Consider the following 23,613-nt stretch of genomic DNA (forward strand, 5'->3'; position numbering starts at 1 on the left):
GGACGGCGCTGCGCGAGGCGATTGGGCGGGGCTATGGGGTCGGGGCCGATCTGATCTTGTGCGGCGCCGGTTCGATGGACCTGATCAGTTGCACCATCGCGGCCTTTGCGGGACGAGGCGACGAGGTGCTGGGCACTTCCTATGCCTATAATTTCGCAGCCTCCGCCGCCGCGCGTGTTGGTGCGGCCTACATCAAGGCGGCAGAGCACGATTTCACCGTTTCGACAGACAGCATCCTGGCTGCCGTCACGCCTGCAACGCGGATCGTCTTCGTCTGCAATCCCGGCAATCCGACCGGCACCGGTATTCGCAACGCCGAGCTGCTGCGCTTGCGCGCCGCCTTGGCGCAGGATGTGCTTCTGGTGATCGACCAGGCCTATGGCGAGTTCGACGACCAAGACCCCGGACCGATTTTTGCGCTGGTCGCGCGTGGCGATACCGTCGTGCTGCGCACGCTTTCAAAAGCCTATGGCCTGGCCGGCGCGCGCGTCGGCTGGGGAGTGTTTCCGCCTTCGGTCGCGGCCGAGGTGCGCAAGATGCAGAACTCGAACCAGGTCACGATGGCAAGCCTCGCAATGGCCGTCGCGGCCGTGGAAGACCAGGCCTATATGCGCGAAACGGTGGCCCGGACGACCCAGATTCGCGATCGGTTTGCGCATGATCTGCGGTCTGCCGGCTACCATGTTCCCGAGAGCCGGACAAATTTCGTGCTGATCGGCTTCTCCAGCACAGCCGCCGCGCAGGCAGCCGAGAGAACCTTGCGCGGCGCCGATATCATCGTCCGCGGCCTGGGCGGTTACGGCCTCACCGACTGTTTGCGCGCGACGGTCGGTCCACAAGAGATGATGGACCGGGCACTGCGCATACTGATCGACATGCCCAGCGCATAGATCCGGCGACCCCATATTCTGCATACCGAGGAGATTCGAGAATGCCGTATTTGCCCGCCCGTGATTTAATCGGCTATGGCGACAATCCTCCGGCCGTTGAATGGCCGGGCGGCGCCAAGCTGGCGCTCAACATCGTCGTCAACTACGAGGAAGGCGCCGAATACAGCATCGGCGAAGGCGACGGCGTCTCCGAGGCGATCCTGTCGGATCTTGCCGTATCCCCGGCGGTGCCGGGTCTGCGCAACCGCAACATGGAATCGCTCTACGAATACGGTTCACGCGTCGGCGTCTGGCGGCTGTTGTCACTGTTTCAGGACAAGGAGATCATCCCGACTTTTTACGTGGTGGGGCGCGCGCTCGAGCTCAATCCGGCGGCCGGCAAGGCAATCGCGGCGCTGGGCAGTGACATTGTCTGCCATGGCTGGCGCTGGATCGACTACGCACCGCTGAGCGAGGATGAGGAACGCCAGCATATCGCGATGACCGTCGATACCGTCCAGCGCCTGAGCGGCATTCGCCCGCTCGGCTGGTACACAGGCCGGCCCAGCCTCCCGAGCATGCTGTCCGGCGCATCATAAAGGGCTGTCAGCGTCGGCGCAGCGTTCACGCGCAACCGCCGCATTGGCGACGGCTTCGCGGAAAAATGAGGGATCAGATCGTTAGCGGACATGGCTGCAAGCCGGTCAATATTCTCGTGAAGACTGAGGCAGAGCCGTCCATTCGGCATATCAGGATCGGGGGCGAGGCAGACCACGGGCGCATGATAGGCTTCGCCACCGAAAAACTCGGTCAAGATGAAACCATCCTCAATATCGACGAAGGCTGCAACGGCCGCCTTGTTAGAAAATCGTACGAAGCGTTGCCAAAGCTCGGCCGAGCGCTCGCGGACCAACCTGCAAAGTGCCAGCGTCGCCAAGACGTCGGAAAGCGCATCGTGCGCACGTTCGTGCGCAACGGCATTGGCTGCCGCCAACGGTTGCAGACGAAAAGTCCGCCGGCCCTCGGAATTGCGCGGGATAATCAGCTGCGCTGGTGAAACCGCGTCGGCCGCCATCACCAAGCTGAGCGCGTCGGCCCTGCAATTCTTGTGATTGCTGGTGAGATACGCGGGATAGAGGCATTGGAACAGCGCGTGGCGCACCATCTCCTCGTCGAAGCGAATGGAGTTGAAGCCGACGAAAATTGTGGGGCTGGCCCGGAGCAAAGCTTCGCGAATACGGCTAACCATTGTGTAGTGCGATTCGAGCTGCGGATCGATGAGTTGTCCGATAGGCAGCGAGTTGGTCAGCAAGGCCGAGGGATGTGGCAAAACATGGGGCATTAGGCGCGATCGCACTTCGAACCGCCCCAGCTCGTTCAAATCCGCGTCGGTCTGCACGGCGGCGAAGTGCAATATCTGATCAAAACCGCGCTTGAGACCCGTTGTCTCCGTATCGAAGAAAACGAAGCTCATTGCTTGGACTATTCGCCTCGGCTAAGTCGGAAACGCATAGCTGCCGGGCTGACTCGGAAGCGGCGAGCGAGCGCCTCGATCGCGGCCTCATCTTCCAAGTCAATTCCACCTCCCTCGACGGCGGCAGCGAGCAAAGGCCCCGGTATCAACAGCTCCGAAGCAAAAGCGTTGGCCTCAATTTCCATCGGCTCCGTTCCGAGTGAGGCAACGTCGTCACGGAAAAGAACGCGGATGCCCTTGTCGACGTGAACTGCCTGGCGAATCTCTTGGTCGTGCAGCACGTGATGGGCCAGCTCGTGCGCCGCGGAGAATCGCTGACGGTTGGGATGATGCAGCGCGTTGATCCCGATGATGCTCACCCCGTCTTTGATATAGGCCATACCCGATAGATCTTCCTCGAGGGGCGCATATTGGAGGACGATCTTGCGGGACTTAATGATCCGCTCTATCGGGACCGGCGGCATGGCGACGCCGAAATCTTGAAGTAGCTTGCGAGCTGCTGCGCGAGCGTGCGAAACGTCCGCGATGATCACGACCCGGACCTAACATTTCTACGCGGCTTGAGAGCATTGGTGATCAGCTCTGCCACCTGAGCCTCCGCCGACTCGGATAATCTGTGATCAGTGAACGACTGATTCGAAAGCGTCATTTTGATTTCCCTCCCCGTCTGTGTTTGAGGCATCGGCGGCAACAGCTCTGCCACTTTGCTGAAATCAAGCGCGCTGGCCAAGGCGTAGACGTTATGCAGCAGGATGTTCTGCCGACCACCTTCAATGTTTGCGATCGAAGCGCGAGACATGCCGACTCTGCCCGCGAGCTGAGCCTGCGTGAGGTTCATGGCCTTCCTACGCGTCGCCACCGCATCTCCAAAAGCGCTGTAAATCGGGTCTGTTGTCATGCGCAATGTTTGCTTTCCGTTCTACCGGATGTCAATAGCACAAACATTTTGTGCTTATTGCAAACATACGAATGTGATTGTCGGTTGACACATCCAATGGATTGCGGAATCCTATTGCTGTCGGACAACGAGCCCGGCGACGACTCGAAGGAGCAATAAATGTCGAAGCGTATCCATGTCGTTCCCCATCAGGATGGTTGGGCGGCCCGCCGCGAAGGTTCTTCGCGCGTCGGTTCGATCCACGACACGCAGGCCCAAGCGACCCAAGCCGCGCGCAGCACCGCCATCCGCGAGCGTGGCGAAGTCGTCATCCACCGACCGGACGGCCGCATCCGGGACGCGAACTCCTACGGCAACGACCCGTACCCGCCGAAAGGCTGACCGAAACGAACAAGCCGCGCGAACCTGTCTTGTCGGACGGCGGCTGATCATCAAAGGACCATGCAGCTATGGCTCATTCTCTCAATCCATTCCGCGATGGCCGGCCGGCCGACCCTTTCGGTGATCCGCTAGATGCGATCCTCGCGGAAATTGCGATCAACCTTCAGCTTCCGCCCGGCCTCCATGCCAAGGCCGTCGAGCGATATGAGGCGGTCTGCCGTCATGTCGATCGTCCGGGCAGTCCTCTCGAAGGGCGGGTCTCGAGCTTCTATCCTCAGGGCTCAATGGCGATCGACGCAACTATTTCTACCCGCGGGACCGACGATGAATACGATCTCGATGCCGTAGCCGAAATCCTGGGCGGCAATGAAGGTCCAGAGGCGCTGCTCGACCTCCTTGAACGGGCGCTCAAGGGATATACGGTCTCGCGGATCGAGCGGAAGACCCGCTGCATTACCCTTTTTTATGCTGATGGCATGCACCTCGACGTGACGCCGGCCCGACGCTTGGCGGTCAAGGAGAAGGAGAGTGTGATCGCCCACGCCAAGAAGGGCCGCCCGAGCGAGCATCGCTATGTACCTATGAACGCTTTTGGCTTTTGTGCCTGGTATAATGACCGCACGCCGGTGGAAGAGCGTTTTGCCATCGCGCTTAACCGTGAGCTCTATACCAAGCACGGCCTTGCTTTCTACACTGCCGATGTCGAGGAGGTGCCCGACCAGACTCCGCTCATCATCAAGAACGTCACCACGGTCGCGCTTCAACTGATCAAGCGCCATCGCAACATTCTTTATGCGGATGCCGCGGGCCGGATGCCGCCGTCGGTCATGTTGTCCTGTCATGCCGGCCATGCGGCAATGCCGGGCATGGCCCTTACCGACATGGTTATGCGCCAGGCGCGCTGGACGGCACGGGCGATCGATCAGGCCGCGCGTCAGAACAAGTTGCTCGACGTTCCAAATCCCGAATTTTACGAGGAGCGCTTCACCGACCGCTGGCCCGACAACCAAGCCCGGCAGCGGCATTATGCGCGGGCACTTAACACCCTCGCCGATGGCCTTCAGGCCGCCCGGGAGAGTGGCATGCAGCTCGAGGATCTTCAGGACTGGCTTCGCGAGCAGTTCGGTGAGCGCGTCGTGACCCGTTCGGTCGATGCCTTCAACAAGCGGCTTGGCCAACAGATTCGGGCCGGTCAGCATGGCTATACCCGCACAGGAGGCCTCTTTACGCCGGCGGCGCCAGCGATCATCACCGGCGCCAGCGCCCTGGCGCCGGTGGCGGCGCGCGCCCACACCAACATGGGTGAGAGGCGCTGACCATGGTGTTCGGCATCGATGCGCAGATCAAGGCGATGCAGTCGATCTGGCCGGAACTCACCCTGGTCGCGCGCGAAGCCGAAACCGCCGTTTGGAAAGGGCCGGTGCGGCCACTGCTTCAAACCTACCTCGTCGGCATCCTTTACCGTGCGCCGATGCCCATTGAAAATCTAGACCCACGCCGCCTGCAGCCGCGCGTCTCGATCCTATCGCCCGCTCTGCGGCCACGCCCCGGCGATTCTGAAGGTCGCCTGCCGCACGTCTATTACAGCCCTGATGGAAATGTGACGCTGTGCCTGCTCGATCCCGAGGCAGGCGACTGGTCGCCAGTCGATCTGATCGCGGAGACGACGGTGCCTTGGACCATCGAATGGCTGGCCGCCTATGAAGGCTGGCGCGCCACCGGCAAATGGACGGCGAGTGGCCGTCATGTGGAGGCCGCCAATGGCTAAGACCAAAGCCCAGCAAAAGGTGCAGTCGGCACTCTGGGCGCGCGCGGCCGGACGCTGCCAGTACCGTGGCTGCAATCACGATCTCGTCGGCGACCTCATCTCCGGCAATGAGGACGCGTTGTTCGGATTCATCGCCCATATTGTAGCCGACAGTCCAACCGGACCGCGCGGCGATCCTGTCCGCTCGGCAAAGCTGGCTAAGAGCCTCGACAATCTGATGCTCCTATGTTCGGTCCATCACAAACTGATCGATGTAGACGATGAGGACGGCCATCCCGAAGCACTCTTGCTGGCAATGAAAGCCGAGCACGAGGCACGGGTAGCGCTGTTGACAGGGATCGACGATGACCGCGCATCCCATGTTCTGCGGTTCGGTGCCAGTATAGGCGCGAATGAGGCCCTGGTTTCCACTCGCGCTATCTTCACCGCGATGCCGCCCGATCATCATCCAGCCAGTCAACAGACGATTGACCTGGAGATGACCGGCAACGCTTTCACCGATGCCGATCCCACTTTCTGGGCGATGCAACAAATAAATCTGCAGCGCAATTTCGCGGCGCGTGTCGGAGGTCGGATCGAGCGCCAGGATATCCGGCACCTAAGCGTATTCGCCCTTGCTCCGCAGCCCTTGCTAGTCGAGCTAGGGCGGCTCTTGTGCGATATTGTCCCCATGGTCGTGCACCAGCGTCACCGTGAACCGGCGACATGGGCATGGCAGCGCGACTGCCCAACGATCCGCTACAGCCGGAGGGAGCCTGCCGTGGATCGCGCCGGGGCGGTGGCACTAAAGCTGGGCGTCAGTGCGACCATCACCGACGGCCGGATCGAAAGGGTACTGGGGGAGGACGCTGCGATCTGGAGCCTGTGCGCCGAGGCCCCACACAACGACATCGTTCGATGCCCCGAGGATCAGGTCGCTTACCGCCAGGCGCTTCGATTGCTATTCGATGCCATCAAAGCACGCCATGGCGACACAACACCAATCCATGTCTTTCCCGCATTACCCGCATCGCTGGCAGTGGAAACCGGGAGGGTGTGGATGCCGAAGGCTGATCCCGACCTTCGCGTCTATGATCAGCAACGCGAAAAAGGTTTCGTACCGGCACTGACGATCGGGGTTCTGGAATGAAGATCAGACCAGGCAACGAGCGCGATACCGCGGCAATCTCAGAAAACGCAACCTGGGGAGCGCTATGGCACGCAATCTGATCCTGCTGCTGGATGGCACCAGCAACGAGGTCAATGATAATCTCACCAATGTGGTGAAACTTTTTCGCTGTGCAGAGCGCAGCGACAGCCAGCGCGTCTTCTACCATCCAGGTATCGGTACGGTGCCTCTCGTCACCGACTGGAGTCCTGCCAGACAAAGCGCGATGGCCGCCTTCGGGCTAGCCACGGGTTGTGGGCTCGATGCGAACATTCTCGCCGCCTATTGCTATCTGATCGACACCTATCAGCCTGGTGACCGGATCTTTCTGTTCGGTTTCAGCCGAGGTGCTTACACCGCGCGAGCGGTTGCAGGTCTGATCCATCTCCTAGGTTTGCTTGAACCCGACCAACACAACCTGGTCGACTATGCGCTCAAGGCCTATAAGCGAGCTCACCATGAGGATAGCCTCGAAGCCGCCTGGCAGTTTCGGCGGGTGATTGGTGGGCGCCGGGTACCAGTTCATTTCCTCGGCGTCTGGGACACCGTCGCTTCGGTGTTCGTACGCCCCGGGCTATTTCGTCTGCCTACTCAGTCCTTCCTGCCTTACACCAAATCCAATCCCAGCGTCCGCGTCTTCCGCCAAGCGGCGGCGATTGATGAGCGTCGACGCATGTTCCGCCTCTACAGCTGGACGCCAAGGCAGTCCTTTAGACCTGATCCGTTCGCTGAGGCTGAAGGCGCGCAAAATGAGCAGACGGTCTGGTTTGCCGGGGACCATTCCGATGTCGGTGGTGGTTGGGCAGAGGCTGAAAGCCAAATTGCAAAATTCCCACTGGTCTGGATGACTCGTGAGGCGCAAAAAAACGGCTTCCGGATCGATGAAAGCATGTTTCGTCATCTTGCCGAAGGCGACCCCCTGCCCGGCGGGAAGCGTATGTATGTCGCACCCGACGCGAAGGGACCCATCCACAATTCGATGACTGCCGCATGGTGGCCGCTGGAGTTTCTCCCCAAGAACCGCAAGTGGAAGTGCTTCCCGGAGATGAGCACTGGTGGTGGCTACTATCTTCCGCGCGCGGAGCCGCGCAACATCCCCGAAGGTGCACTGCTCCACCACTCGGTCATTGAGCGGATGGCCACGGGCTATAAACCGACCAATCTTCCAGATGACTTCACGCTAGTCGGTCCTAGCACCGGAGCAACCTGCAACCAGCGAGGCCAGCGATGATCGAACATCTCGAAATCGGACGATCCGGCTATTTTTATCAGCGGAAACGCTCACTTTCGAACGACGCGATCGACAAGCTCTTCCGCGCTCTGCGCGCGCAGACGCGCCAACCTTCGCAGAACTTGTTCCGGATCGATCGGGTGGCATTGGGTGAAGCACGCTACTCCGCAATCTGCTTCTCTTATGAACGAGACGTTTCATTTCTAGCCGCGGAGGCTGAAGTCATCGAGCGGGTGTTCGGGTATGTGGTGGTCGTCGAGCGCGGCCCACACGTAGCGGTGTTCAAGTCTGGCCTCGACATTCCGTCCGCGTTCAAGACGGCGTTTCTCGGTAAGATTGCGAATGAGCGCATCGAACGTGCGATCGCGCGGCACGATGCCGTGTTTGAGAAGCTTCGATTGCGCAACATGTCGATTTCGCCGCTCGCCCTTCGTTCAAAGACCCTTGAGGCCCGTGACCTCGAAAACGCGGTGGCTACGAACAGCGCTAGCCGCTTCATTCCGCAGGGGTACAGCGTGCGCCGCGCGGACGGCGTTTACTCAGCGACGCCGACCACGGGAAGGATTTCCTTGCGCGCCGATCGTGCGGGGGTGGAGGCTGCGGTTGCCTGGGCGACAGAGATCTCGGAGTTGCTGGAAGCCGAGGTCGGTGCTGTGGCAGGCTTCATCCGCAATTTTGCCCGCCCGATCGAACTAACCGCGCTTCCAGCGCAGGTTCGCCCAACCTTTGTCGGCATTGATACCATGGGTCTGGCCGATGCCCTGTTCACTGTAGACGACGGCATTCGACTGATACGTGAGGGTGACAATGGCGTAGAAGCGCTGCCTCAAGCAGAAGCGGAAGCCCTGTTAAGAGCGCTTGAACCAGCTTTTCTGATTGTCACCCGCCGAGGCCTTCACGAGGTCAGAGCAGGCGACGGCACTACCCAAATAGCAACCCTGCGCATCGGAGCCACGCGGATCGCCCTGCAAGCGCTCGATCTTCTGGCTATCGCCGGCATCTCTATCGAACGGCGCGAGTTTCCGTTGGGCGAGGATATCGACGCCGTGTCGCTTGCTCGATTCATCGACCGCGAGAACCTCTTCACCATACTCTTCAGCGACCTTGCTCTCGCGTACATCGATGGCGCGCTGTTTCGCGACGAAGCACTGGCGAGTGGCGGCACGGCATTGCTCGCACATCTTCAAGTCAATCAGTCACTTGAGCAGAGTACCAGTGAGAAGGGTACATTCGCGCCAGGGCAGATCGTCTTCACCCAAGGTTCTGTATTCCGCTCGGTGGTCGACACAATCGCGACTAGTGAAGATGTGCTGCTCTGTGACGATCTTGGGGATGAATGGGCCGATTTCATCGGGATCAGCACTACCAGCAGTCCAAAGATGATCAGCTTCTATCATGCGAAGCACGGCAATCCATCACTCAGCGCTTCAGCGTTTCATGACTCAGTCGGCCAGGCCATTAAGAATCTGGGCCGGATGAGGCTCCCCAGCGACATGCTTCCCGGGAAACTGGCAACCTGGGACGACCGATACCGTAATGGTGGCGTTCAAACCGAAATTGCCCGCATGATCCGTGGCGGGACTCTGCAGGAAATCGCTGTGAAGCTCGACGCGGCGCGCTCGGCTCCCGATGTGCTCCAGCGCGTGTTCATCGTCACGTCCTCACTGAGCCGAACCCAAGTACAGGATGTGCTAACCGCAGCAACGCAGGGAACGACGCCTTCACCGCATTTCGTTCAGTTGTATTGGCTGCTGATGAGCTATTTTTCAGCCTGCGTCGAGATGGGTGTCCGGGGATATGTGGTGTGTCGCCCATGAGAAAAGCCGTAGTCACGTATCGAACGACCGCTTTTTGGATGTTACATTGAGCCTGATGTACGGCAGAGACTAGGCGCAAAGCCGCCATTCGGCTTCCACTATGCCCAGATCGCATGCCGTCACGTTCGGACGCTCAGTCAAAGCGAACGAGATCTAATCCTGAAGGATCAGCCGGCCGGGATTACCGGCGCAGCCGGATCGTGAGGTCCGGGAACATGGCCGGCAGGAACCACTGCCGCCGCGCCTAAAACGTGCTTCTCTTGATCATCGAAGAAAATGTGGGCCCCGAGCGCCTTCAGGATTGGTGCTTTCTCACGGCTGCCTACGAAGTGCGCCTCGTCAGCCGGTGTTCCCCACGCTCTCAACGTCCGAATTACGCGCTCATGCGCAGGGGCGTTCCGGGCAGTGACAAGTGCGATGCGGACCTTACTCACGTTGCCCTCATTAAGGAAAACTCGGCGCAATGCCGATAATTTGTGAAGAAAATTGCCAAACGGGCCGCGCGCCATCGGATTGCTCGCGTTCGCGGTCTCATGCGCAAGGAAAGCCTCCAGGCCCTTTTCCTTGTAGATTGCGTCGGACTCGGGGCCAAACACTACAGCATCGCCGTCGAACGCGACCCGGACCTCGCCCTGGGGTGTTTCGGCACGATCCTTGGGTGCCAAGCCAAGCCGCGCAGCGGCTGCTCCGCCGTCCACCGCTCCTTTTACATCCGTGTCCGCGTTTGAGAGAAATAGGTCGATGCCCCAAGCAGGAACAAAAGGAGCAAGTGACCGCCCGCTAGTAAAACTGCCTGTCTTGACGACAAGCCCATAATGATCGATCGACTTGAACGCTCGGAGAGAGAGGTCGGGCGAGTTCTGGGACAGAAGGATCACTTCAACATACGGAGCAGCCTCAGAATCGTTCAGCGCGAGTAACCGCTCGACTACCTCAAAGCCAGCACCCCTGCGGAGGATCACGTCCTCGCGTTCGAGCTGCATGGCCGCATACGACTTAACGCCGTAGTTCTCGAATACGCGATGTTCCTCCTCCAGATCAAAAAGAGCGCGCGTAGAGATTCCGATGCGGAGAGGGCTGGCCCTTAGCGTAGACCCTGGATCGCCATTCCCCTTGTCATCTTCGGCTGTAAGAGCGGCTTCCGCGATTTCCATTTGCCCTTCCTCCGATATTAAGCCAGCGTAGGCAATGCCCTTTCTATATTTGACCCATTTCGGAAGAATTGAAGATCTGCGGTTCATTGCAGATCGCTGTCATTTCATCGCGATTTCCTAACTTTTCAAATGCCAGATGGACTTGGGAGCATCGACACGTCGTGGCAAGGTCCACTATTGTGGTCTAAGCCCTCGAAGCAGCGATATTCGACTGGACTTCATACGGCAACGAAGCATTGGTGTTGCCAGCGCAGCAGAAGAACAATGGATTAAGAACGAGCAGAATCTCCAGCCCGCCGAGACAGCGGGCTTCGGCCAGTACAAGCGCCGGAATGGTCCGGGCTTCTAACTGATGGAGATTTGAAATGTCTATCTTCAACAACACCACTATGAAGGCCTACAATGCGGAAGCCGCCGATACGGCACCCCGCGTCGACAACAGCCCCCCAACCCGGAAGCCGCGCGAGAAGTCCGTGGTGACCGTCTCGATGACGGTCAAGAAGGCAAAGGACGAAGCGCCCGCAGCGCCTACCAAAACCGACATCGTCCTCAAGAAGCTGAAGTCGGCCAAAGGCGCTACAATCCAAACCCTGATGGATGCGACGGGATGGCAGGCGCATTCGGTGCGGGGTTTCCTCTCCGGTACCGTCATGAAGAAGCTTGGCCACGAACTGCTCAGCGAAACCGGCAAGGACGGACAAAGGCGGTACCGCATTGCCGAGGCGAAGACCGCCGGTTGACCTTGATGCGCAAAAGACAGGATCTGGATAGTGAGATCGCCGGGATCGGCGATCTCACGCGTGATGAACTCACGGCAGCATGGACAAAGGCCTATGGCTGCCCGCCGCCCAAAGGGGTCAAACGTGGGTTGCTTGAACGGTCGGCCGCCTGGCATGTCCAGGCCAAGCGACTGGGTAGTTTACCTTCGACCGTCAAGAAAACACTCGGAGCAGGCAACGCGCGCCGGTCCAACGTAAAGGCTGTCCAACCGAGCAATACTGGACCGGATCGCCGGGAGGGAGTTCAATCGGCCCGGCCAACGTCATCGGACAAGGTAGTGGCGTCGCCGCCGAGATCTATTCCACCCAAGGCCGGCTCGCGCCTAATGCGAGAATGGAATGGCCGGATGCACATCGTCGAAGTCGTTGACGACGGCTTTGTACTTGACGGGAAGACCTACGGATCGCTGTCGGCTGTCGCCCGCCGCATTACCGGCGCCCATTGGTCTGGCCCGAGGTTCTTTGGCCTTTGACAGCAATCCCTCGCCTCAACTGCGCGATCTACACTCGCAAATCGACCGAAGAGGGATTGGAGCAGGAATTCAATTCGCTCGATGCCCAGCGCGAAGCGTGCGCCGCCTTTATCGCATCGCAGGTCGGTCTTGGCTGGAAGTTGATGCCAAACCACTACGATGACGGCGGGATTTCGGGTGGCACGATGGAGCGCCCTGCCCTGCAGCGTCTGCTGCAAGACATCCGGGACAAAAAAGTCGATGTGGTGGTTGTCTACAAGATCGACCGCCTCACCCGTTCGCTGATGGATTTTTCCAAGATCGTTGAGATCTTCGATGCCAGCTCTGTTTCGTTTGTCTCGGTCACGCAGCAGTTCAACACCACAACCTCAATGGGCAGGCTCACGCTCAACGTGCTCTTGTCCTTCGCCCAGTTCGAGCGAGAGGTTACAGCAGAGCGTATCCGCGACAAGATCGCGGCCTCGAAGAAGAAAGGCATGTGGATGGGTGGCGTGGTGCCCCTGGGCTATCGCGTCGAGTACCGCAAGCTGGTGATTGACGAAACCGAGGCACAAACAGTCAGACACCTCTTCGCCCGCTATCTCACCCTGAGGTCAGTGCGCGACCTTGTCGATGAGGCTGCGAGCGACGGGCTTTCCACACGATCGCGACAACTCAAACACGGATCAGTTGCCGTCACCATGCCGTTTTGTCGCGGCAACCTCTACCACCTGCTTTCGAACCCGGTCTACGTCGGCAAGATCAGGCACAAGGACCAGGTCTACGATGGCGAGCACGAGCCGATCATCACGTCGGCTACGTTCGAACAGGCCCAGGTGCTTCTCGCCTCGCAGGCGCCGCAGCGGCGAAGCCATTCCAATGTCACGCAAGCCCATTTGCTCACCGGTTTGCTCTTTGATGAAGCCGGCGAGAAACTGCGATCGGTTCATGCCAACAAGCAAGGTGTTCGCTACCGATACTATGTCTCAAAGCAGTTCGTCGACGAGCGCAGGAAAGGTTCCGAGGGCTGGCGTCTTCCGGCACCCGCACTTGAATCAGTTGTTGAGCATCGCCTGAATCGGATTCTCAGTGATCAAGCCCAACTGTCTGATTGGATTCGGCAATGGGCAGACTCTGGAGAAATCCAGGCAGCGATGCGGCGAGTTGACGAGATGCGGTCGTGTTGGGCCTCAGGCACTACGGATGCGAAGCGATCTCTGCTCCAAAAGATCGTTCGCAGGATCACCCTCAAGCTTGGATTATTGACCATCGAACTGGATCGCCGCTCGCTATCGGAATTGCTTCTCGACCGGACACTGCCACCAAACGAGGGCGCCCAGGTAACTTCCATCGAATGCCCAATCGGTATGAAGCGGCGCGGCGTCGAAACGCGGATCTTGCTTACAGACGGATCTAACATCAGCCGAGAACTCGATGGTGCTTTGATCGACCTTCTGCGTCGAGCCCACTTGTACCTCGGCCAACTTACCGACGGAGCCCACCGAAGCCTCACTGACGTTGCCATGCTCAACGGCACCGATGCATCCGAGGTTAGCCGCCTCCTGCCCTTCGCGCTCCTCGCTCCGAAAATTGCGGCCAACATCGTTGCAGGTGATCAACCTGTTGAACTGACGGCGCACCGGCTGTCCCGATTGTCGGACCTCCCCCTTGCCTGGGCTGACCAGGCTTCACTCCTCGGCTTCTAACCATCCGGCGAGCATCTCGCTGATCAGTCGACCATCACTTCGGCAAACACTTGGCTACGGAATTCGCTCGACAGAGACGGACGACCAAAAGTCAGGTGTTTTGGGCGCTAACTGCGTCGTCTCAGCCAAGTGTTGCCCACTGCATGGCGCTAACCCACGGAAATGTCGGAGCTATTCCGAGACGGTCGAAAACCCCGGAAATCGGGTGGACTGGATGGTGGGCCCGGAGGGACTCGAACCCCCAACCAAGCGGTTATGAGCCGCCGGCTCTAACCATTGAGCTACAGGCCCCACGCGGGCTGGATTAATGTTTTTCGCATCGCGGCACAAGGCTTTCCCGACGGGCTTCCCCAGATCGCCCAAATCAACCCATAATCGCGCTCTACGCGACGTCTGCGACTTGATCGCAGACCAAGGAGATTTTCATGACCAGACATCTTTTGCCTCTCGCGCTCGCCGCTGCAATCGCTTTTCCGGCGATGGCTGGAGCCACCGATCTGCCGACGCCGCCCCGCATCATCGTGTCGGGCGAAGGCGAAGCAACCGTGGCCCCCGATCTGGCGGTCCTGACGCTGAGCGTCATGCGCGAGGCCAAGACCGCGCGCGCCGCGCTCGACGCCAACAATGACGCCATGGCCGCCGTGATCGCGGCGATGAAGTCCGCCGGCATCAAGGACCGGGACCTGCAGACCGCCGGCATCCAGATCAACCCGCGCTACAACTACACCAACAAGCCGGACGGCAGCCAGGAAGCCGAACTCGTCGCCTATCAGGTGACCAACACGCTTTCGGTGCGGGTGCGCGATGTCGACAAGACCGGCGAGATCCTCGACAAGGCGGTGTCGCTCGGCGTCAACCAGGGTGGCGGCATCGCCTTCACCAATGACAACCCGGCAGCCACGGTCACCGAGGCGCGCAAGAAGGCGGTCGCCAACGCCATGGCCAAGGCCAAGACGCTGGCCGAGGCCGCAGGCGCCAGCCTCGGCCGGGTGCTCGAGATATCAGATCAGAACATTGCGCCGGCGCCGATGCCGATCAACGCCAAGGCCTTCGATGCCGCGGCGGGTGGCGCGGCTCCCGTGCAGGCCGGCGAGAATTCCTACAATGTCCAGGTGACCGTCACCTTCGAACTGAAGTAAGCGGCTCTGAGGATCCGTGGCTGGGTCTTGCCCAGCCACCGATGCATCACCAGCCAATAGCACGCATGAAAAACCCCGCGGGATTGCTCCCGCGGGGTTTTTCGAGCCACACCCTTCAACCGGAAAGGGGCTCCGCTAGTCCCAGCTGATCTTGCTAAAGATCATGCTGCCAGGCTGACCCTCAAAGAGGGTCGGCCTTAATTGTCGAACCTCAGCGATAGATAACCGGGCAGCCGCGCTCATTGGCGAACACCACCACGACACGGTCGCCGTCCTGGCGGCCCGCCACCTTCACCGTACGACGGTTGACGTCGACGATGCGGACACGGTGGAGACCCATGCGTTCGGCCTTGTCGAGGGCGCGGTCCGGCGAGCAGCCACGGCGCCAGTCGCCGCGGCGTTCATCACGGCGATGGCGATAACCGTCGTCACCGGTATAGACGCCGAAACGCGGGTCGTTGTTGTTGCCGAAGCCGAGATAGAGGCTGTCGGCGTGGGCGGGAACGGCCGCCAGCGTGCCGAGACCGACCAGGGCCGAAAGGGCTGCCGTCTTGATCGTGTTGAACATCGTCTTCTCTCCTTTTTGCGGGCCTTCGCCCGTCCTCGTGAACCGATGGGGGGAGAATGCGCTTGCCTGTCTGAACTCTTTACGAACCTGCCGTTCATCTCCGGTTCATATGGCGGGAAGAAGGAAGTTCCGGCCATTCGCCATCCTCCCCAGCCCTTGGTGAAGGCCGGAATGCCTGACTCGGCGCCCGATTCCGACCCCCCGCGGATTGGCCAAATGCCTTCGAACGTAGGGCTGTTGCTCGCCGCGGCTGGTCCTACGGCTCCTCGTCCAGCACATAGTCAAAATAGTCTTCCGGCTCGGCAAGATCGGTTTCACTCGCCTTGACCCGGCCGCGCATCGAGATGCCGGCTTCATGCACGGTCTCGGCGCTGCCAGACACCAGCCGGTGCCACCAGTAGAGGTCGCGGCCCTCGGCAACCAGCCGATAGGCACAGGTACTGGGCAGCCAACTGATGGTTCGCACATTCTGCGGCGTCAGCCCGACGCAGTCGGGAACGCGCGCCAGCCGGTTGGCGTAGTCCGAACAGCGGCAGGTCTCGGCGTCGAACAGCCGACAGCCGACGCTGGTCCAGTAGATCTCGCCGGTGTCCTCGTCCTCAAGCTTTGACAGGCAGCATTTACCGCAGCCGTCGCACAGCGATTCCCACTCGGCCGGGCTCATCGCCTCCAGCGCCTTGGTTTTCCAGAATGGCGTTTCCATTTCCCGGATGTGGCCCCGGCCGCGGGCAAGGTCAAGCGCGGCAATGGTCGCAATTGCGGCTATCGCTAGGTGAATGACATGAAGTTGCCTTCAAAAGGTCGGTCAATCGCCCCGTACGGCCTCTATCCGTGCCAGACTGGAACCAATCGGCACAAGATCGGTTTCGGCAAGGATGGGACCCCACAAGGAGAATTTCGATGAAACGCCAACCACGGATTCTGGCAGGCACCGCACTTGGCCTGTTGATGGCATCCGCGCCGTTGGGCGCGTTCCCGCTTCAGGGAAGTGTCGCGTCCGGTCTTGCCCAGCGCACGGCAACCCCATTCATCCTGGCGCAAGCAGCATGCGCCGAGGGCGAATCGGCCGAGGCCTGCGCGCAGAAGCAGCAGGCGGAACCCGAACAGAAACACGAGCGCAAGAAGGCCGAGCCTGAACAGCAGGCCGCGCCTGCCCAGAGCGAGCAGCCCGCCGAGGAGCAGCAGCCACGCCGGAAGAAGCGCGACCAGCAGCAGCAGGCCGAGCAGGCGCCCGCCGAACAGGCCGCTCCCGCCGAGGAACAGCAGCCGCGCAGGAAGAAGCGTGATCAGCAGCAGCAGGCCGAGCAGGCGCCGGCCGAACAGGCCGCTCCCGCCGAAGAACAGCAGCCGCGCAGGAAGAAGCGTGATCAGCAGCAGGAGACCGAGCAGGCGCCGGCCGAACAGGCAGCACCCGCAGAGGAACAGCAGCCGCGCAGAAAGAAGCGTGACCAGCAGCAGCAGACCGAGCAGGCGCCGGCCGAACAGGCAGCACCCGCAGGGGAACAGCAGCCGCGCAGAAAGAAGCGTGACCAGCAGCAGCAGACCGAGCAGGCGCCGGCCGAACAGGCAGCACCCGCAGGGGAACAGCAGCCGCGCAGAAAGAAGCGTGATCAGCAGCAGCAGACTGAGCAGACGCCGGCCGAACAGGTCGCGCCGGCCAACGACAATCAGCCCGGCGAGCAGGCCCAGCCGCGCAAGAAGAACAAGCAGGATCAGCAAGCCCAACCTGAAGTCGCCCCGGCGCCGAAGGAAGCTCCCGCTGGAGAGGCGACGGCCCCTGCCGGCGAGCAGCCGGCGGCCCAAGGCGAGCAGCCCCAGGACACGACGAAGAAGCACGGCAGGAAACCTGTTGGCGAGCAGCCGGCGACGGCCGAACAACCCGCCACCGGCGAACAACCGGCCAATGGTCAGACGGCAGCACCGGCACAGGGCGAAAACCCGGTGCAGGGCGAAGCACCGGCCGATCCAAACGCCGCTCCCATCCTGGACAGCCAGAAGGACGCCGAGCGCAGGGGCGGCGGCCGCAAACGTGGCGACAAGAATGCTCAGCAGGATGGCGAGCAGCAGAATGGCGGACAAAATGCCCAGCAAGGTGGCGATCAGGGCCGCAAGCCGGTGGCTGCTCCCATCGACCAGGGTCCGCCGCCCACCGACGACAGGGCCGCACAGCAGGAGATCAAGCCAGAGAAGATCGTCCCGGTGACCGAGGAGAAGGGTACGCGCGTAGAGCGTGCGCCCGATGAGATCGCCCGCGATCGTCGGCGTCCGAAAGGCGTCGACGTCGTCAGGAAACTCGGCGATCGCGTCATCCTGCAGTTCAACAACCAGACATTTGTCCAGAGCAATGACGCCCCGCGCGTCACCCGCGGTGCCAAAGAAGTCTACTATGAGGATCTGTCGGGCGATCGCACCCGGGAAATCGTCGAGCGTGACAACGGTGTCCGGATCGTCACCATCCGCAACCGCTATGGCGACGTTATCCAGCGTTCGCGCATCGCGCCGGATGGACACGAATATGTGCTGAGCTATGTCGACGAGCGGCACTATCAAGATGACAGCGACTGGCGTGATCCCGGCGACGACCTGCCGCCGATGCGGCTGACCATCCCGCGCCGGGAATACATTCTCGATTCCGAGGACGTCGAGAGCCCCGATGACTACTACGAGTTCCTCGAACAGCCCCCGGTCGAGAAGGTCCAGCGCCTCTATTCGATCGACGAGGTCAAGCGTTCGGCCCGCGTGCGCGACATCGCACGTCGCGTCGATCTCGACACGCTCAACTTCGAATTCGGTTCGGCCTCCATCTCCGACACCGAGGTGCAGAAGCTCGAGGGCGTAGCGACCGCCATGGAGAAGCTGTTGAAGAAGAACCCGGCCGAGACCTTCCTGATCGAAGGTCACACCGACGCGGTCGGCACACCGGAGGCTAACCTCGCTCTTTCCGATCGCCGCGCGGAAGCGGTGGCGGAGGCTCTGACCAATGCCTTCGGCATCCCGCCGGAAAACCTGACGACACAGGGCTATGGCGAGGAGTATCTGAAGGTCAACACGGCGGCGCCCAACCGCGAGAACCGCCGCGTCGCCATCCGCCGCATCACCTCGCTGGTGGCACCGGTCGCCAGCAACAATTAGGTCATGATTTCAAAATCATGACCCGGTTTGTGGAATCGGCAAGAGAAGCATCCCCCCCCGGCACAACCGGGGGTGGATGGATGTGTCGGGTTCAACAAGAATTTTACGGGCATTAGACACGGCTCATTGAATCGCGAGCGCAGCCACCCCAGATTCGGTGCTGGGCGTTCCCTGCCCCGTCCCGACTCCAGCGGGACGCATTGAGCCCCGCCGGACCTTGTTCGGCGGGGTTTTTTGTCTTGCAAACGGTGGCGGCCTCGTCGAATACGGCCATTGCTGAGAGATAACCCGCCGGAATCATCCCATGAAGCGTCTCGAACTCGCCATCGAATCGATCATTCTCGCTTCACGCTGGCTGCTCGTCGTTTTCTATATAGGCTTGGCCCTGGCATTGGCCGTCTATGCGCTGTCCTTCGGCAAGAAGCTCTATGAGTTCATTACCTTGGCGTTCACGCTCGGTGACACCGACACCATCCTGAAGATGCTCGGCCTGATCGATGCCGCGCTGGTCGCCTCGCTGGTGGTGATGGTCATCATCTCGGGCTACGAGAATTTCGTCAGCCGCTTCGACGACCAGGACGGCGGTGTGCACTGGCTGGGCACCATCGATGTCGGTTCGCTGAAGGTCAAGGTTGCCTCGACCATCGTCGCCATCTCGTCGATCCACCTCTTGCAGGTGTTCTTGAACTCATCGTCCTACACGACCGACCAGTTGATGTGGCTGACCATCATCCATCTCGCCTTCGTCGTCTCGGCGCTCATGCTCGCCTATATCGACCGGCTGATGGGCCTGAGCAAAGGCAAGAAGGACGAGGCGTGAGCCTGCGCCTGCCGGACGTTGAATCAATCCCGCAGGAACGATGCCCTACCGCCTTGTTCGAGCAGGGCTTTCCCACGACTCTGCTGGTGGCGAAGGTCTTGGCTCGACGCCCGTCGCGTCAAAACGAACAGCTCTAGTAAATATTCCTGATCTTGCTGTCCGTGCGGGCAAACACCTCGTCGGGGACAAAAAAGTCGCCGGCCAGCGGCCCGGTCGCATCAGGCGCATAGATCGAGAAATCGCTGACGCCCTCGGCGCGCAGCACCTCTTCGTCGATGTAGAAATTGCCGGTCGCTTCGCGCGCCGGCCGCATGAAGATGGCATGCGCAGCATCGGCCATGATGTCGGGCAAACGGCTCATTGCCGCCACCGTCGCGCCGCCCAGCAGATTGCGCACGGCTGCCGTGTCGATGGTCGAAATCGGCCACAGTGAATTGACGGCGATGCCGTCCTTGGCGAACTCGGCGCTCATGCCCAGCGTGCACATCGACATGCCGAACTTGGCCATCGTGTAGGCGACATGGTTCTTGAACCACTTGGCCTTCATGTCGAGCGGCGGTGCCAGATTCAGGATGTGAGGATTGCTGGCCAACTTCAGGTGCGGAATGCACATTTTGGACACCAGGAAGGTGCCGCGCGTGTTGATCTGATGCATCAGGTCGTAGCGCTTCATGTCGGTTTCCAGCGTGCCGGTGAGCTGGATGGCGCTGGCATTGTTGACGCAGATATCGATGCCGCCGAACTTTTCCACGGTCCTGGCGACCGCCTCGGCCACCTGTGCCTCTTCACGGATGTCGCACAGCACGGGCAGCGCCTTGCCGCCGGCCTGCTCGATCTCTTCTGCCGCGCTATAGATTGTGCCGGGCAGCTTCGGATGCGGTTCGGCGGTTTTGGCCGCGATCGTCACATTGGCGCCGTCGCGCGCCGCGCGCAGCGCGATCGCCAGCCCGATGCCGCGCGATCCGCCGGAGATGAACAGCGTCTTTCCCTTGAGCGACATTTCCTTGCGCCTCCCTTGCAACACGTCAGACGCGAAGCTTTGCGCGGCGGGCGACCACAGCGCAAGACCCGACACGCCGGACACCGCGTTACGCAGCGTAGGGTTTATGACTAAACCAGCACCAGCCCCTGCCGCATCGCAGTGGCAATCGCGTCGGTGCGGTTGGCGGCACCGAGCTTGATCAGGATTGCGGCGACATGGAACTTCGCGGTGTGCACGGAAATGTTCAGCCGCCGCGCGATCACCTTGTTGGGTGCGCCCTCGGCCAGCAGCGCCAGCACTTCCGCCTCGCGCGGCGACAGCGAAGGACGGACGGCATGCTCGTCGGAGGCTTCATCTTCGAACGGCTCGCCATCGCCAGTATGGAAATCCTCATGGCGTCCGGTTCTGCGCTCGCCCGATACCCGATAGCCGGCCGCCGCCAGCCGCGCCGCCGCAGCGATCAACAAATCGTCCGCGCCCGTTTCGAGGACGGCCAACACCTCGCCCGCGGGCCGTTCGCCATTGGCGCCTCCCGATAGAAGAACCCGGGGAATGGCGGCCGGCACAGCACCGCCGCTGCTGTCGTCAACGATGGCGACGTCAGCCCTGCCGGCCACCACCGGCAGCAGGTCATCGCTCGCGGCCAGCGAGGCCGCCAGGCGCTCGGCGCGCGACGCATCGCCAAGCGCAATCAGCACCACCAGCCGCCGCGAGACGGCACCGTCATGCATGATCCGGTCGCTGGTGAGCGTGTCCATGGATGCCCTCAGCTCAGCGGCTTTTCGCCGATGGTCAGCCCGACATCGCGCTGTTCGCCGCCGCGCACCACGCCGAGCGTCACCGAAGCGCCCGCACTGTCTGGTCCGAGCCTGCGGATCAGGTCGCGCGGGCCATGCACCGCCTCACCGTTCCACGCCACGATGATATCGCCGAGAGAGAGACCGGCGGCCTTGGCGGGACCATCGTCATCGAGGCTCATCACCATCGCGCCATGCGCGTCGCGGTCGCGTACCGGATGCAGGCCGGCGCCGAGATAACCGCGCGCGACAAGGCCCTTTTCGCGCAGCGTCGCAACCGCCCGCTCGATCGTCTCGTAAGGCATGACCAGCGCCCGGTGGCGCGGCCCGAACAGCAGCATGCCGATCAGCGCACCCTTGGCGTCGAGAACCGGGCCGCCCTCGAAACGGCCGCCGGCACCGACGGCCAGATTGATGCGCCGGTCGATGGTGCCGCCGCGCATCGAGCGCCAGGCCGGACCGACTTCGCCTACCGAGCCCGAAACGGCCAGAGCCGACCCGTTGCTATTGCCGATGGCGATGGCAATGTTGCCTGGCCGCACCGCGTCAGCCCTGGCCAACGGCACGGCGTTGATGGCCGTAGCCGGCTTCAGCAGGGCAACGCCAGTCGACGGATCGCGGCCGACCAGTTCTGCCTTCACCGCCTCACCCGAGGCCAGCGTCAGTTCGATCTCCTCGCCGGCCTCGACAGCCTCCTCGGCGGTGACGAAATAACCGTCACGCCAGTGGAAGGCGCTTGCCGTGCGGTGATGATGCGTGGCGAAGCCAGCCGTTGCCGGTGCCGCCTGGGAGGCGAGATCGGCGATGGCTTGCGAAAACGCGCTCAGATTGAAATCGCTCATATTGGTCTCCTGGGTTCATCCATGCCCCAGATATCGCTCGACAGCGCGTTCAGAGGTACTCGCCTGACGGCTAGTTGCCGGTTTGACTGGCCATCTGGTCAGGTCGCGGCGGTTCCAGCCGCTCCGCACATATAGTGCGTGTCGCCCAAAAGTGCTCAGCGGTTTTGGGACAACGACGCGCACAGGAAAAAAATCATCCTTTCGCCCGAAAATACGGAGCCCTTCCATGGCCCTCGCCGCAGCCAAATTCGAACCTGACGATACATTGCTCGACGCATATTCGACGACCGTTGCGGACGCCGTCGACCGCATCGGCCCGGCCGTCTGCCGCATCGAACGCGTCGGCGGCCAGGGCGGCCACGGCTCCGGCTTTGTCATCGCGCCGGACGGACTGGTCGTTACCAATTTCCACGTCGTCGGCGATGCCAGGACAGTGCGCGTCTCGATGCCGGACGGCGCCTCCCGCGAAGGCCGCGTGCTTGGCCGCGATCCCGACACCGACATCGCGCTGGTGCGCGCCGACGGCAGCTTTGCCGATGTCGCACCGCTCGCCGATTCCAAGCGGCTGCGGCGCGGCCAGATCGCCATCGCCATCGGCAATCCGCTCGGCTTTGAATGGACCGTCACCTCCGGCGTCGTCTCGGCGCTCGGCCGCTCCATGCGCGCCTCGACCGGCCGGCTGATTGACGACGTCATCCAGACCGACGCAGCGCTCAACCCCGGCAATTCCGGCGGGCCGCTGGTTTCGTCGGTCGGCGAGGTGATCGGCGTCAACACCGCCATGATCCATGGCGCGCAGGGCATCGCCTTCGCGGTCGCCTCCAACACCGCCAATTTCGTCATTTCGGAGATCATCCGCTTCGGCCGTGTCCGCCGCGCCTTCATCGGCGTCTCGGCCGACACTGCCAGTTTGCCGCGCCGCGCCGCCCTGTTGTCGCAAGTCTCGACCAGCACGGCGGTTCGCCTGCGCAGCGTCGAGAAGGACGGCCCGGCGGCCAAGGCCGGCCTGAAAGAAGGCGACATCATCGCCGCCATCGACGGCCGTCCTGTCACCGGCGTCGACGACCTGGTGCGCATGCTCGACGCCGAACGCATCGGCCGCGAGACGCTGTGCACCGTCGTGCGCCGCACCGGTGTCAGCCAGGTGACGGTGACGCCGGTGGCAAGGGCCAGTTGAGGCGGGCGCTCAGGCTCCCGCCACCCCTTCCGCATACTGCGCCAGAAACGCCTCGCTCGGCGGGATCGGCTTGATGACGTCGATCAGCACGCCATTGGGGTCCTTGGTGATGAAATGGCGCTGGCCGAAGGGCTCGTCGCGCAGCGAGCGCAGGATCGGCAGGCCGGCGGCGACGACGCGCTCATAGACAGCGTCCGGGTCGCGAACCTCGAAATTGATCAGCAGGCCCGAAGCGCGGCCCCGCCCCTCTTCCGGGATGGTCTCATGGTCGCCCTGGACGATGCCGAGATTGACTCTTCTGTCCTCCCCCGATTGCAGATGCACATACCAGTCGCTTTCGAACAGGGGCTGGAAGCGGAAATGCTTCACATAAAAGGCCGCCGTGCCGGCGACGTCGCCGGTCATCAGCACCGGGTAATAGCTCGTGGTCTTCATCTTTCCTTCTCCCGTCAATTAACATACAGTCTGCATGTAAACCGA

General features: G+C 61.5%; 24 protein-coding genes, 1 tRNA gene and 1 pseudogene. 15 read left to right on the forward strand and 11 right to left on the reverse strand.

All coding sequences use genetic code 11. From position 1 onward, the window contains the following. Both EN955_RS13775 and EN955_RS13780 read left to right on the forward strand, forming a co-directional pair. The coding region (locus EN955_RS13775) for a histidinol-phosphate transaminase (RefSeq protein ID WP_127223428.1) at nucleotides 1-890 on the forward strand (890 nt) is incomplete at its 5' end. 41 nt (nucleotides 891-931) lie between these two features. After that, complete coding sequence (locus EN955_RS13780; RefSeq protein WP_024505460.1) at nucleotides 932-1,468, forward strand: polysaccharide deacetylase family protein; 537 nt, start codon at nucleotides 932-934, stop codon at nucleotides 1,466-1,468. 380 nt (nucleotides 1,469-1,848) lie between these two features. Here the strand turns inward: EN955_RS13780 and EN955_RS35360 are convergent. From EN955_RS35360 to EN955_RS13795, 3 genes and pseudogenes are all read right to left on the reverse strand, one after another. After that, nucleotides 1,849-2,343: pseudogene (locus EN955_RS35360) on the reverse strand (exonuclease domain-containing protein); the annotation flags it as partial. 8 nt (nucleotides 2,344-2,351) lie between these two features. Beyond that, a complete protein-coding gene (locus EN955_RS13790; protein ID WP_024505458.1) occupies nucleotides 2,352-2,873 on the reverse strand; it encodes an ImmA/IrrE family metallo-endopeptidase in 522 nt (173 codons plus the stop codon). Further along, nucleotides 2,873-3,241, reverse strand: coding sequence for a helix-turn-helix transcriptional regulator (locus tag EN955_RS13795; protein WP_024505457.1), 369 nt, complete (start codon nucleotides 3,239-3,241; stop codon nucleotides 2,873-2,875). The genes EN955_RS13790 and EN955_RS13795 overlap by 1 nt, the downstream gene beginning before the upstream one ends. A 159-nt stretch (nucleotides 3,242-3,400) precedes the next feature. Between EN955_RS13795 and EN955_RS13800 the strand changes: the two genes are divergently transcribed. The 6 genes from EN955_RS13800 (at nucleotide 3,401) to EN955_RS35365 (ending at nucleotide 9,585) form a co-directional block, all read left to right on the forward strand. Continuing rightward, complete coding sequence (locus EN955_RS13800) at nucleotides 3,401-3,622, forward strand: DUF2188 domain-containing protein (protein ID WP_024505456.1); 222 nt, start codon at nucleotides 3,401-3,403, stop codon at nucleotides 3,620-3,622. Between the two features lie 68 nt (nucleotides 3,623-3,690). After that, nucleotides 3,691-4,938: a nucleotidyltransferase gene (locus EN955_RS13805; RefSeq protein ID WP_024505455.1), complete on the forward strand. Its 1,248-nt coding sequence runs from the start codon at nucleotides 3,691-3,693 to the stop codon at nucleotides 4,936-4,938. A gap of 2 nt (nucleotides 4,939-4,940) precedes the next feature. Further along, entirely contained in the window at nucleotides 4,941-5,390 is a 450-nt protein-coding gene (locus EN955_RS13810; RefSeq protein WP_024505454.1) for a hypothetical protein, read from the forward strand. Beyond that, a complete protein-coding gene (locus EN955_RS13815) occupies nucleotides 5,383-6,519 on the forward strand; it encodes an SAVED domain-containing protein (RefSeq protein ID WP_024505453.1) in 1,137 nt (378 codons plus the stop codon). The genes EN955_RS13810 and EN955_RS13815 overlap by 8 nt, the downstream gene beginning before the upstream one ends. Before the next feature lie 64 nt (nucleotides 6,520-6,583). Beyond that, on the forward strand, nucleotides 6,584-7,768 hold the full coding sequence (locus EN955_RS13820) for a DUF2235 domain-containing protein (RefSeq protein WP_024505452.1): 1,185 nt from the start codon (nucleotides 6,584-6,586) through the stop codon (nucleotides 7,766-7,768). After that, the gene (locus EN955_RS35365) at nucleotides 7,765-9,585 is read left to right on the forward strand and encodes a hypothetical protein (RefSeq protein ID WP_024505451.1); all 1,821 of its coding nucleotides are present in this window, start codon (nucleotides 7,765-7,767) and stop codon (nucleotides 9,583-9,585) included. The genes EN955_RS13820 and EN955_RS35365 overlap by 4 nt, the downstream gene beginning before the upstream one ends. Before the next feature lie 167 nt (nucleotides 9,586-9,752). On the opposite strand, the gene EN955_RS13830 is transcribed toward EN955_RS35365, so the two are convergent. After that, nucleotides 9,753-10,739, reverse strand: a complete 987-nt coding sequence (locus EN955_RS13830; protein WP_024505450.1) for a 5'-nucleotidase — start codon at nucleotides 10,737-10,739, stop codon at nucleotides 9,753-9,755. Between the two features lie 365 nt (nucleotides 10,740-11,104). Here EN955_RS13830 and EN955_RS13835 point away from each other — a divergent pair, with 365 nt between their 5' ends. The 3 genes from EN955_RS13835 to EN955_RS13845 are packed head-to-tail and all read left to right on the forward strand — an operon-like array spanning nucleotide 11,105 to nucleotide 13,676. Beyond that, nucleotides 11,105-11,479: a DUF3489 domain-containing protein gene (locus EN955_RS13835; RefSeq protein ID WP_024505449.1), complete on the forward strand. Its 375-nt coding sequence runs from the start codon at nucleotides 11,105-11,107 to the stop codon at nucleotides 11,477-11,479. 5 nt (nucleotides 11,480-11,484) lie between these two features. Further along, on the forward strand, nucleotides 11,485-11,991 hold the full coding sequence (locus tag EN955_RS13840) for a DUF2924 domain-containing protein (RefSeq protein WP_081714441.1): 507 nt from the start codon (nucleotides 11,485-11,487) through the stop codon (nucleotides 11,989-11,991). Beyond that, nucleotides 11,988-13,676: a recombinase family protein gene (locus tag EN955_RS13845; protein WP_024505448.1), complete on the forward strand. Its 1,689-nt coding sequence runs from the start codon at nucleotides 11,988-11,990 to the stop codon at nucleotides 13,674-13,676. The genes EN955_RS13840 and EN955_RS13845 overlap by 4 nt, the downstream gene beginning before the upstream one ends. Nucleotides 13,677-13,891: 215 nt before the next feature. Here the strand turns inward: EN955_RS13845 and EN955_RS13850 are convergent. Next, a tRNA-Ile gene (locus tag EN955_RS13850) sits at nucleotides 13,892-13,967 on the reverse strand. A gap of 134 nt (nucleotides 13,968-14,101) precedes the next feature. On the opposite strand from EN955_RS13850, the gene EN955_RS13855 reads away from it, so the two are divergent. Continuing rightward, on the forward strand, nucleotides 14,102-14,815 hold the full coding sequence (locus tag EN955_RS13855; RefSeq protein ID WP_013530175.1) for an SIMPL domain-containing protein: 714 nt from the start codon (nucleotides 14,102-14,104) through the stop codon (nucleotides 14,813-14,815). A 211-nt stretch (nucleotides 14,816-15,026) separates the two neighbouring features. Here the strand turns inward: EN955_RS13855 and EN955_RS13860 are convergent, their stop codons facing one another. Both EN955_RS13860 and EN955_RS13865 read right to left on the reverse strand, forming a co-directional pair. Next, nucleotides 15,027-15,383: a hypothetical protein gene (locus EN955_RS13860; protein WP_013530174.1), complete on the reverse strand. Its 357-nt coding sequence runs from the start codon at nucleotides 15,381-15,383 to the stop codon at nucleotides 15,027-15,029. Nucleotides 15,384-15,639: 256 nt separating this feature from the next. Further along, on the reverse strand, nucleotides 15,640-16,086 hold the full coding sequence (locus EN955_RS13865; protein ID WP_013530173.1) for a YcgN family cysteine cluster protein: 447 nt from the start codon (nucleotides 16,084-16,086) through the stop codon (nucleotides 15,640-15,642). A gap of 197 nt (nucleotides 16,087-16,283) precedes the next feature. Between EN955_RS13865 and EN955_RS13870 the strand changes: the two genes are divergently transcribed. Together EN955_RS13870 and EN955_RS13875 are read left to right on the forward strand one after the other, a co-directional pair. Continuing rightward, nucleotides 16,284-18,515: an OmpA family protein gene (locus tag EN955_RS13870; protein WP_127223429.1), complete on the forward strand. Its 2,232-nt coding sequence runs from the start codon at nucleotides 16,284-16,286 to the stop codon at nucleotides 18,513-18,515. A gap of 304 nt (nucleotides 18,516-18,819) precedes the next feature. Beyond that, on the forward strand, nucleotides 18,820-19,335 hold the full coding sequence (locus EN955_RS13875) for a TIGR00645 family protein (RefSeq protein ID WP_024505498.1): 516 nt from the start codon (nucleotides 18,820-18,822) through the stop codon (nucleotides 19,333-19,335). Nucleotides 19,336-19,468: 133 nt separating this feature from the next. Here EN955_RS13875 and EN955_RS13880 read toward each other — a convergent pair whose 3' ends face one another. From EN955_RS13880 to EN955_RS13890, 3 genes are all read right to left on the reverse strand, one after another. Next, a complete protein-coding gene (locus EN955_RS13880; RefSeq protein WP_013530170.1) occupies nucleotides 19,469-20,335 on the reverse strand; it encodes an NAD(P)-dependent oxidoreductase in 867 nt (288 codons plus the stop codon). Between the two features lie 110 nt (nucleotides 20,336-20,445). After that, entirely contained in the window at nucleotides 20,446-21,075 is a 630-nt protein-coding gene (locus EN955_RS13885; protein ID WP_024505497.1) for a helix-turn-helix transcriptional regulator, read from the reverse strand. Nucleotides 21,076-21,083: 8 nt separating this feature from the next. Further along, nucleotides 21,084-21,956, reverse strand: coding sequence for a S1C family serine protease (locus EN955_RS13890; protein ID WP_024505496.1), 873 nt, complete (start codon nucleotides 21,954-21,956; stop codon nucleotides 21,084-21,086). A gap of 226 nt (nucleotides 21,957-22,182) precedes the next feature. On the opposite strand from EN955_RS13890, the gene EN955_RS13895 reads away from it, so the two are divergent. Beyond that, complete coding sequence (locus EN955_RS13895; RefSeq protein ID WP_024505495.1) at nucleotides 22,183-23,133, forward strand: trypsin-like peptidase domain-containing protein; 951 nt, start codon at nucleotides 22,183-22,185, stop codon at nucleotides 23,131-23,133. A gap of 9 nt (nucleotides 23,134-23,142) precedes the next feature. Here the strand turns inward: EN955_RS13895 and EN955_RS13900 are convergent, their stop codons facing one another. Continuing rightward, nucleotides 23,143-23,568, reverse strand: coding sequence for a VOC family protein (locus tag EN955_RS13900; RefSeq protein WP_013530166.1), 426 nt, complete (start codon nucleotides 23,566-23,568; stop codon nucleotides 23,143-23,145). Between the last annotated feature and the right edge of the window lie 45 nt (nucleotides 23,569-23,613).

The organism is Mesorhizobium sp. M7A.F.Ca.CA.001.04.2.1 (assembly GCF_003998485.1).
GTDB classification, from domain to species: Bacteria; Pseudomonadota; Alphaproteobacteria; order Rhizobiales; family Rhizobiaceae; genus Mesorhizobium; species Mesorhizobium ciceri.

What these genes read in the sequence shown, in the direction of transcription:
- EN955_RS13780 (WP_024505460.1), top strand. Translation starts at nt 932, where the DNA reads ATGCCGTATTTGCCCGCCCGTGATTTAATCGGCTATGGCGACAATCCT.
- EN955_RS13795 (WP_024505457.1), bottom strand. Translation starts at nt 3,241, where the DNA reads ATGACAACAGACCCGATTTACAGCGCTTTTGGAGATGCGGTGGCGACG.
- EN955_RS13800 (WP_024505456.1), top strand. Translation starts at nt 3,401, where the DNA reads ATGTCGAAGCGTATCCATGTCGTTCCCCATCAGGATGGTTGGGCGGCC.
- EN955_RS13805 (WP_024505455.1), top strand. Translation starts at nt 3,691, where the DNA reads ATGGCTCATTCTCTCAATCCATTCCGCGATGGCCGGCCGGCCGACCCT.
- EN955_RS13810 (WP_024505454.1), top strand. Translation starts at nt 4,941, where the DNA reads ATGGTGTTCGGCATCGATGCGCAGATCAAGGCGATGCAGTCGATCTGG.
- EN955_RS13815 (WP_024505453.1), top strand. Translation starts at nt 5,383, where the DNA reads ATGGCTAAGACCAAAGCCCAGCAAAAGGTGCAGTCGGCACTCTGGGCG.
- EN955_RS13820 (WP_024505452.1), top strand. Translation starts at nt 6,584, where the DNA reads ATGGCACGCAATCTGATCCTGCTGCTGGATGGCACCAGCAACGAGGTC.
- EN955_RS35365 (WP_024505451.1), top strand. Translation starts at nt 7,765, where the DNA reads ATGATCGAACATCTCGAAATCGGACGATCCGGCTATTTTTATCAGCGG.
- EN955_RS13830 (WP_024505450.1), bottom strand. Translation starts at nt 10,739, where the DNA reads ATGGAAATCGCGGAAGCCGCTCTTACAGCCGAAGATGACAAGGGGAAT.
- EN955_RS13835 (WP_024505449.1), top strand. Translation starts at nt 11,105, where the DNA reads ATGTCTATCTTCAACAACACCACTATGAAGGCCTACAATGCGGAAGCC.
- EN955_RS13840 (WP_081714441.1), top strand. Translation starts at nt 11,485, where the DNA reads ATGCGCAAAAGACAGGATCTGGATAGTGAGATCGCCGGGATCGGCGAT.
- EN955_RS13855 (WP_013530175.1), top strand. Translation starts at nt 14,102, where the DNA reads ATGACCAGACATCTTTTGCCTCTCGCGCTCGCCGCTGCAATCGCTTTT.
- EN955_RS13860 (WP_013530174.1), bottom strand. Translation starts at nt 15,383, where the DNA reads ATGTTCAACACGATCAAGACGGCAGCCCTTTCGGCCCTGGTCGGTCTC.
- EN955_RS13865 (WP_013530173.1), bottom strand. Translation starts at nt 16,086, where the DNA reads ATGGAAACGCCATTCTGGAAAACCAAGGCGCTGGAGGCGATGAGCCCG.
- EN955_RS13870 (WP_127223429.1), top strand. Translation starts at nt 16,284, where the DNA reads ATGAAACGCCAACCACGGATTCTGGCAGGCACCGCACTTGGCCTGTTG.
- EN955_RS13875 (WP_024505498.1), top strand. Translation starts at nt 18,820, where the DNA reads ATGAAGCGTCTCGAACTCGCCATCGAATCGATCATTCTCGCTTCACGC.
- EN955_RS13880 (WP_013530170.1), bottom strand. Translation starts at nt 20,335, where the DNA reads ATGTCGCTCAAGGGAAAGACGCTGTTCATCTCCGGCGGATCGCGCGGC.
- EN955_RS13885 (WP_024505497.1), bottom strand. Translation starts at nt 21,075, where the DNA reads ATGGACACGCTCACCAGCGACCGGATCATGCATGACGGTGCCGTCTCG.
- EN955_RS13890 (WP_024505496.1), bottom strand. Translation starts at nt 21,956, where the DNA reads ATGAGCGATTTCAATCTGAGCGCGTTTTCGCAAGCCATCGCCGATCTC.
- EN955_RS13895 (WP_024505495.1), top strand. Translation starts at nt 22,183, where the DNA reads ATGGCCCTCGCCGCAGCCAAATTCGAACCTGACGATACATTGCTCGAC.
- EN955_RS13900 (WP_013530166.1), bottom strand. Translation starts at nt 23,568, where the DNA reads ATGAAGACCACGAGCTATTACCCGGTGCTGATGACCGGCGACGTCGCC.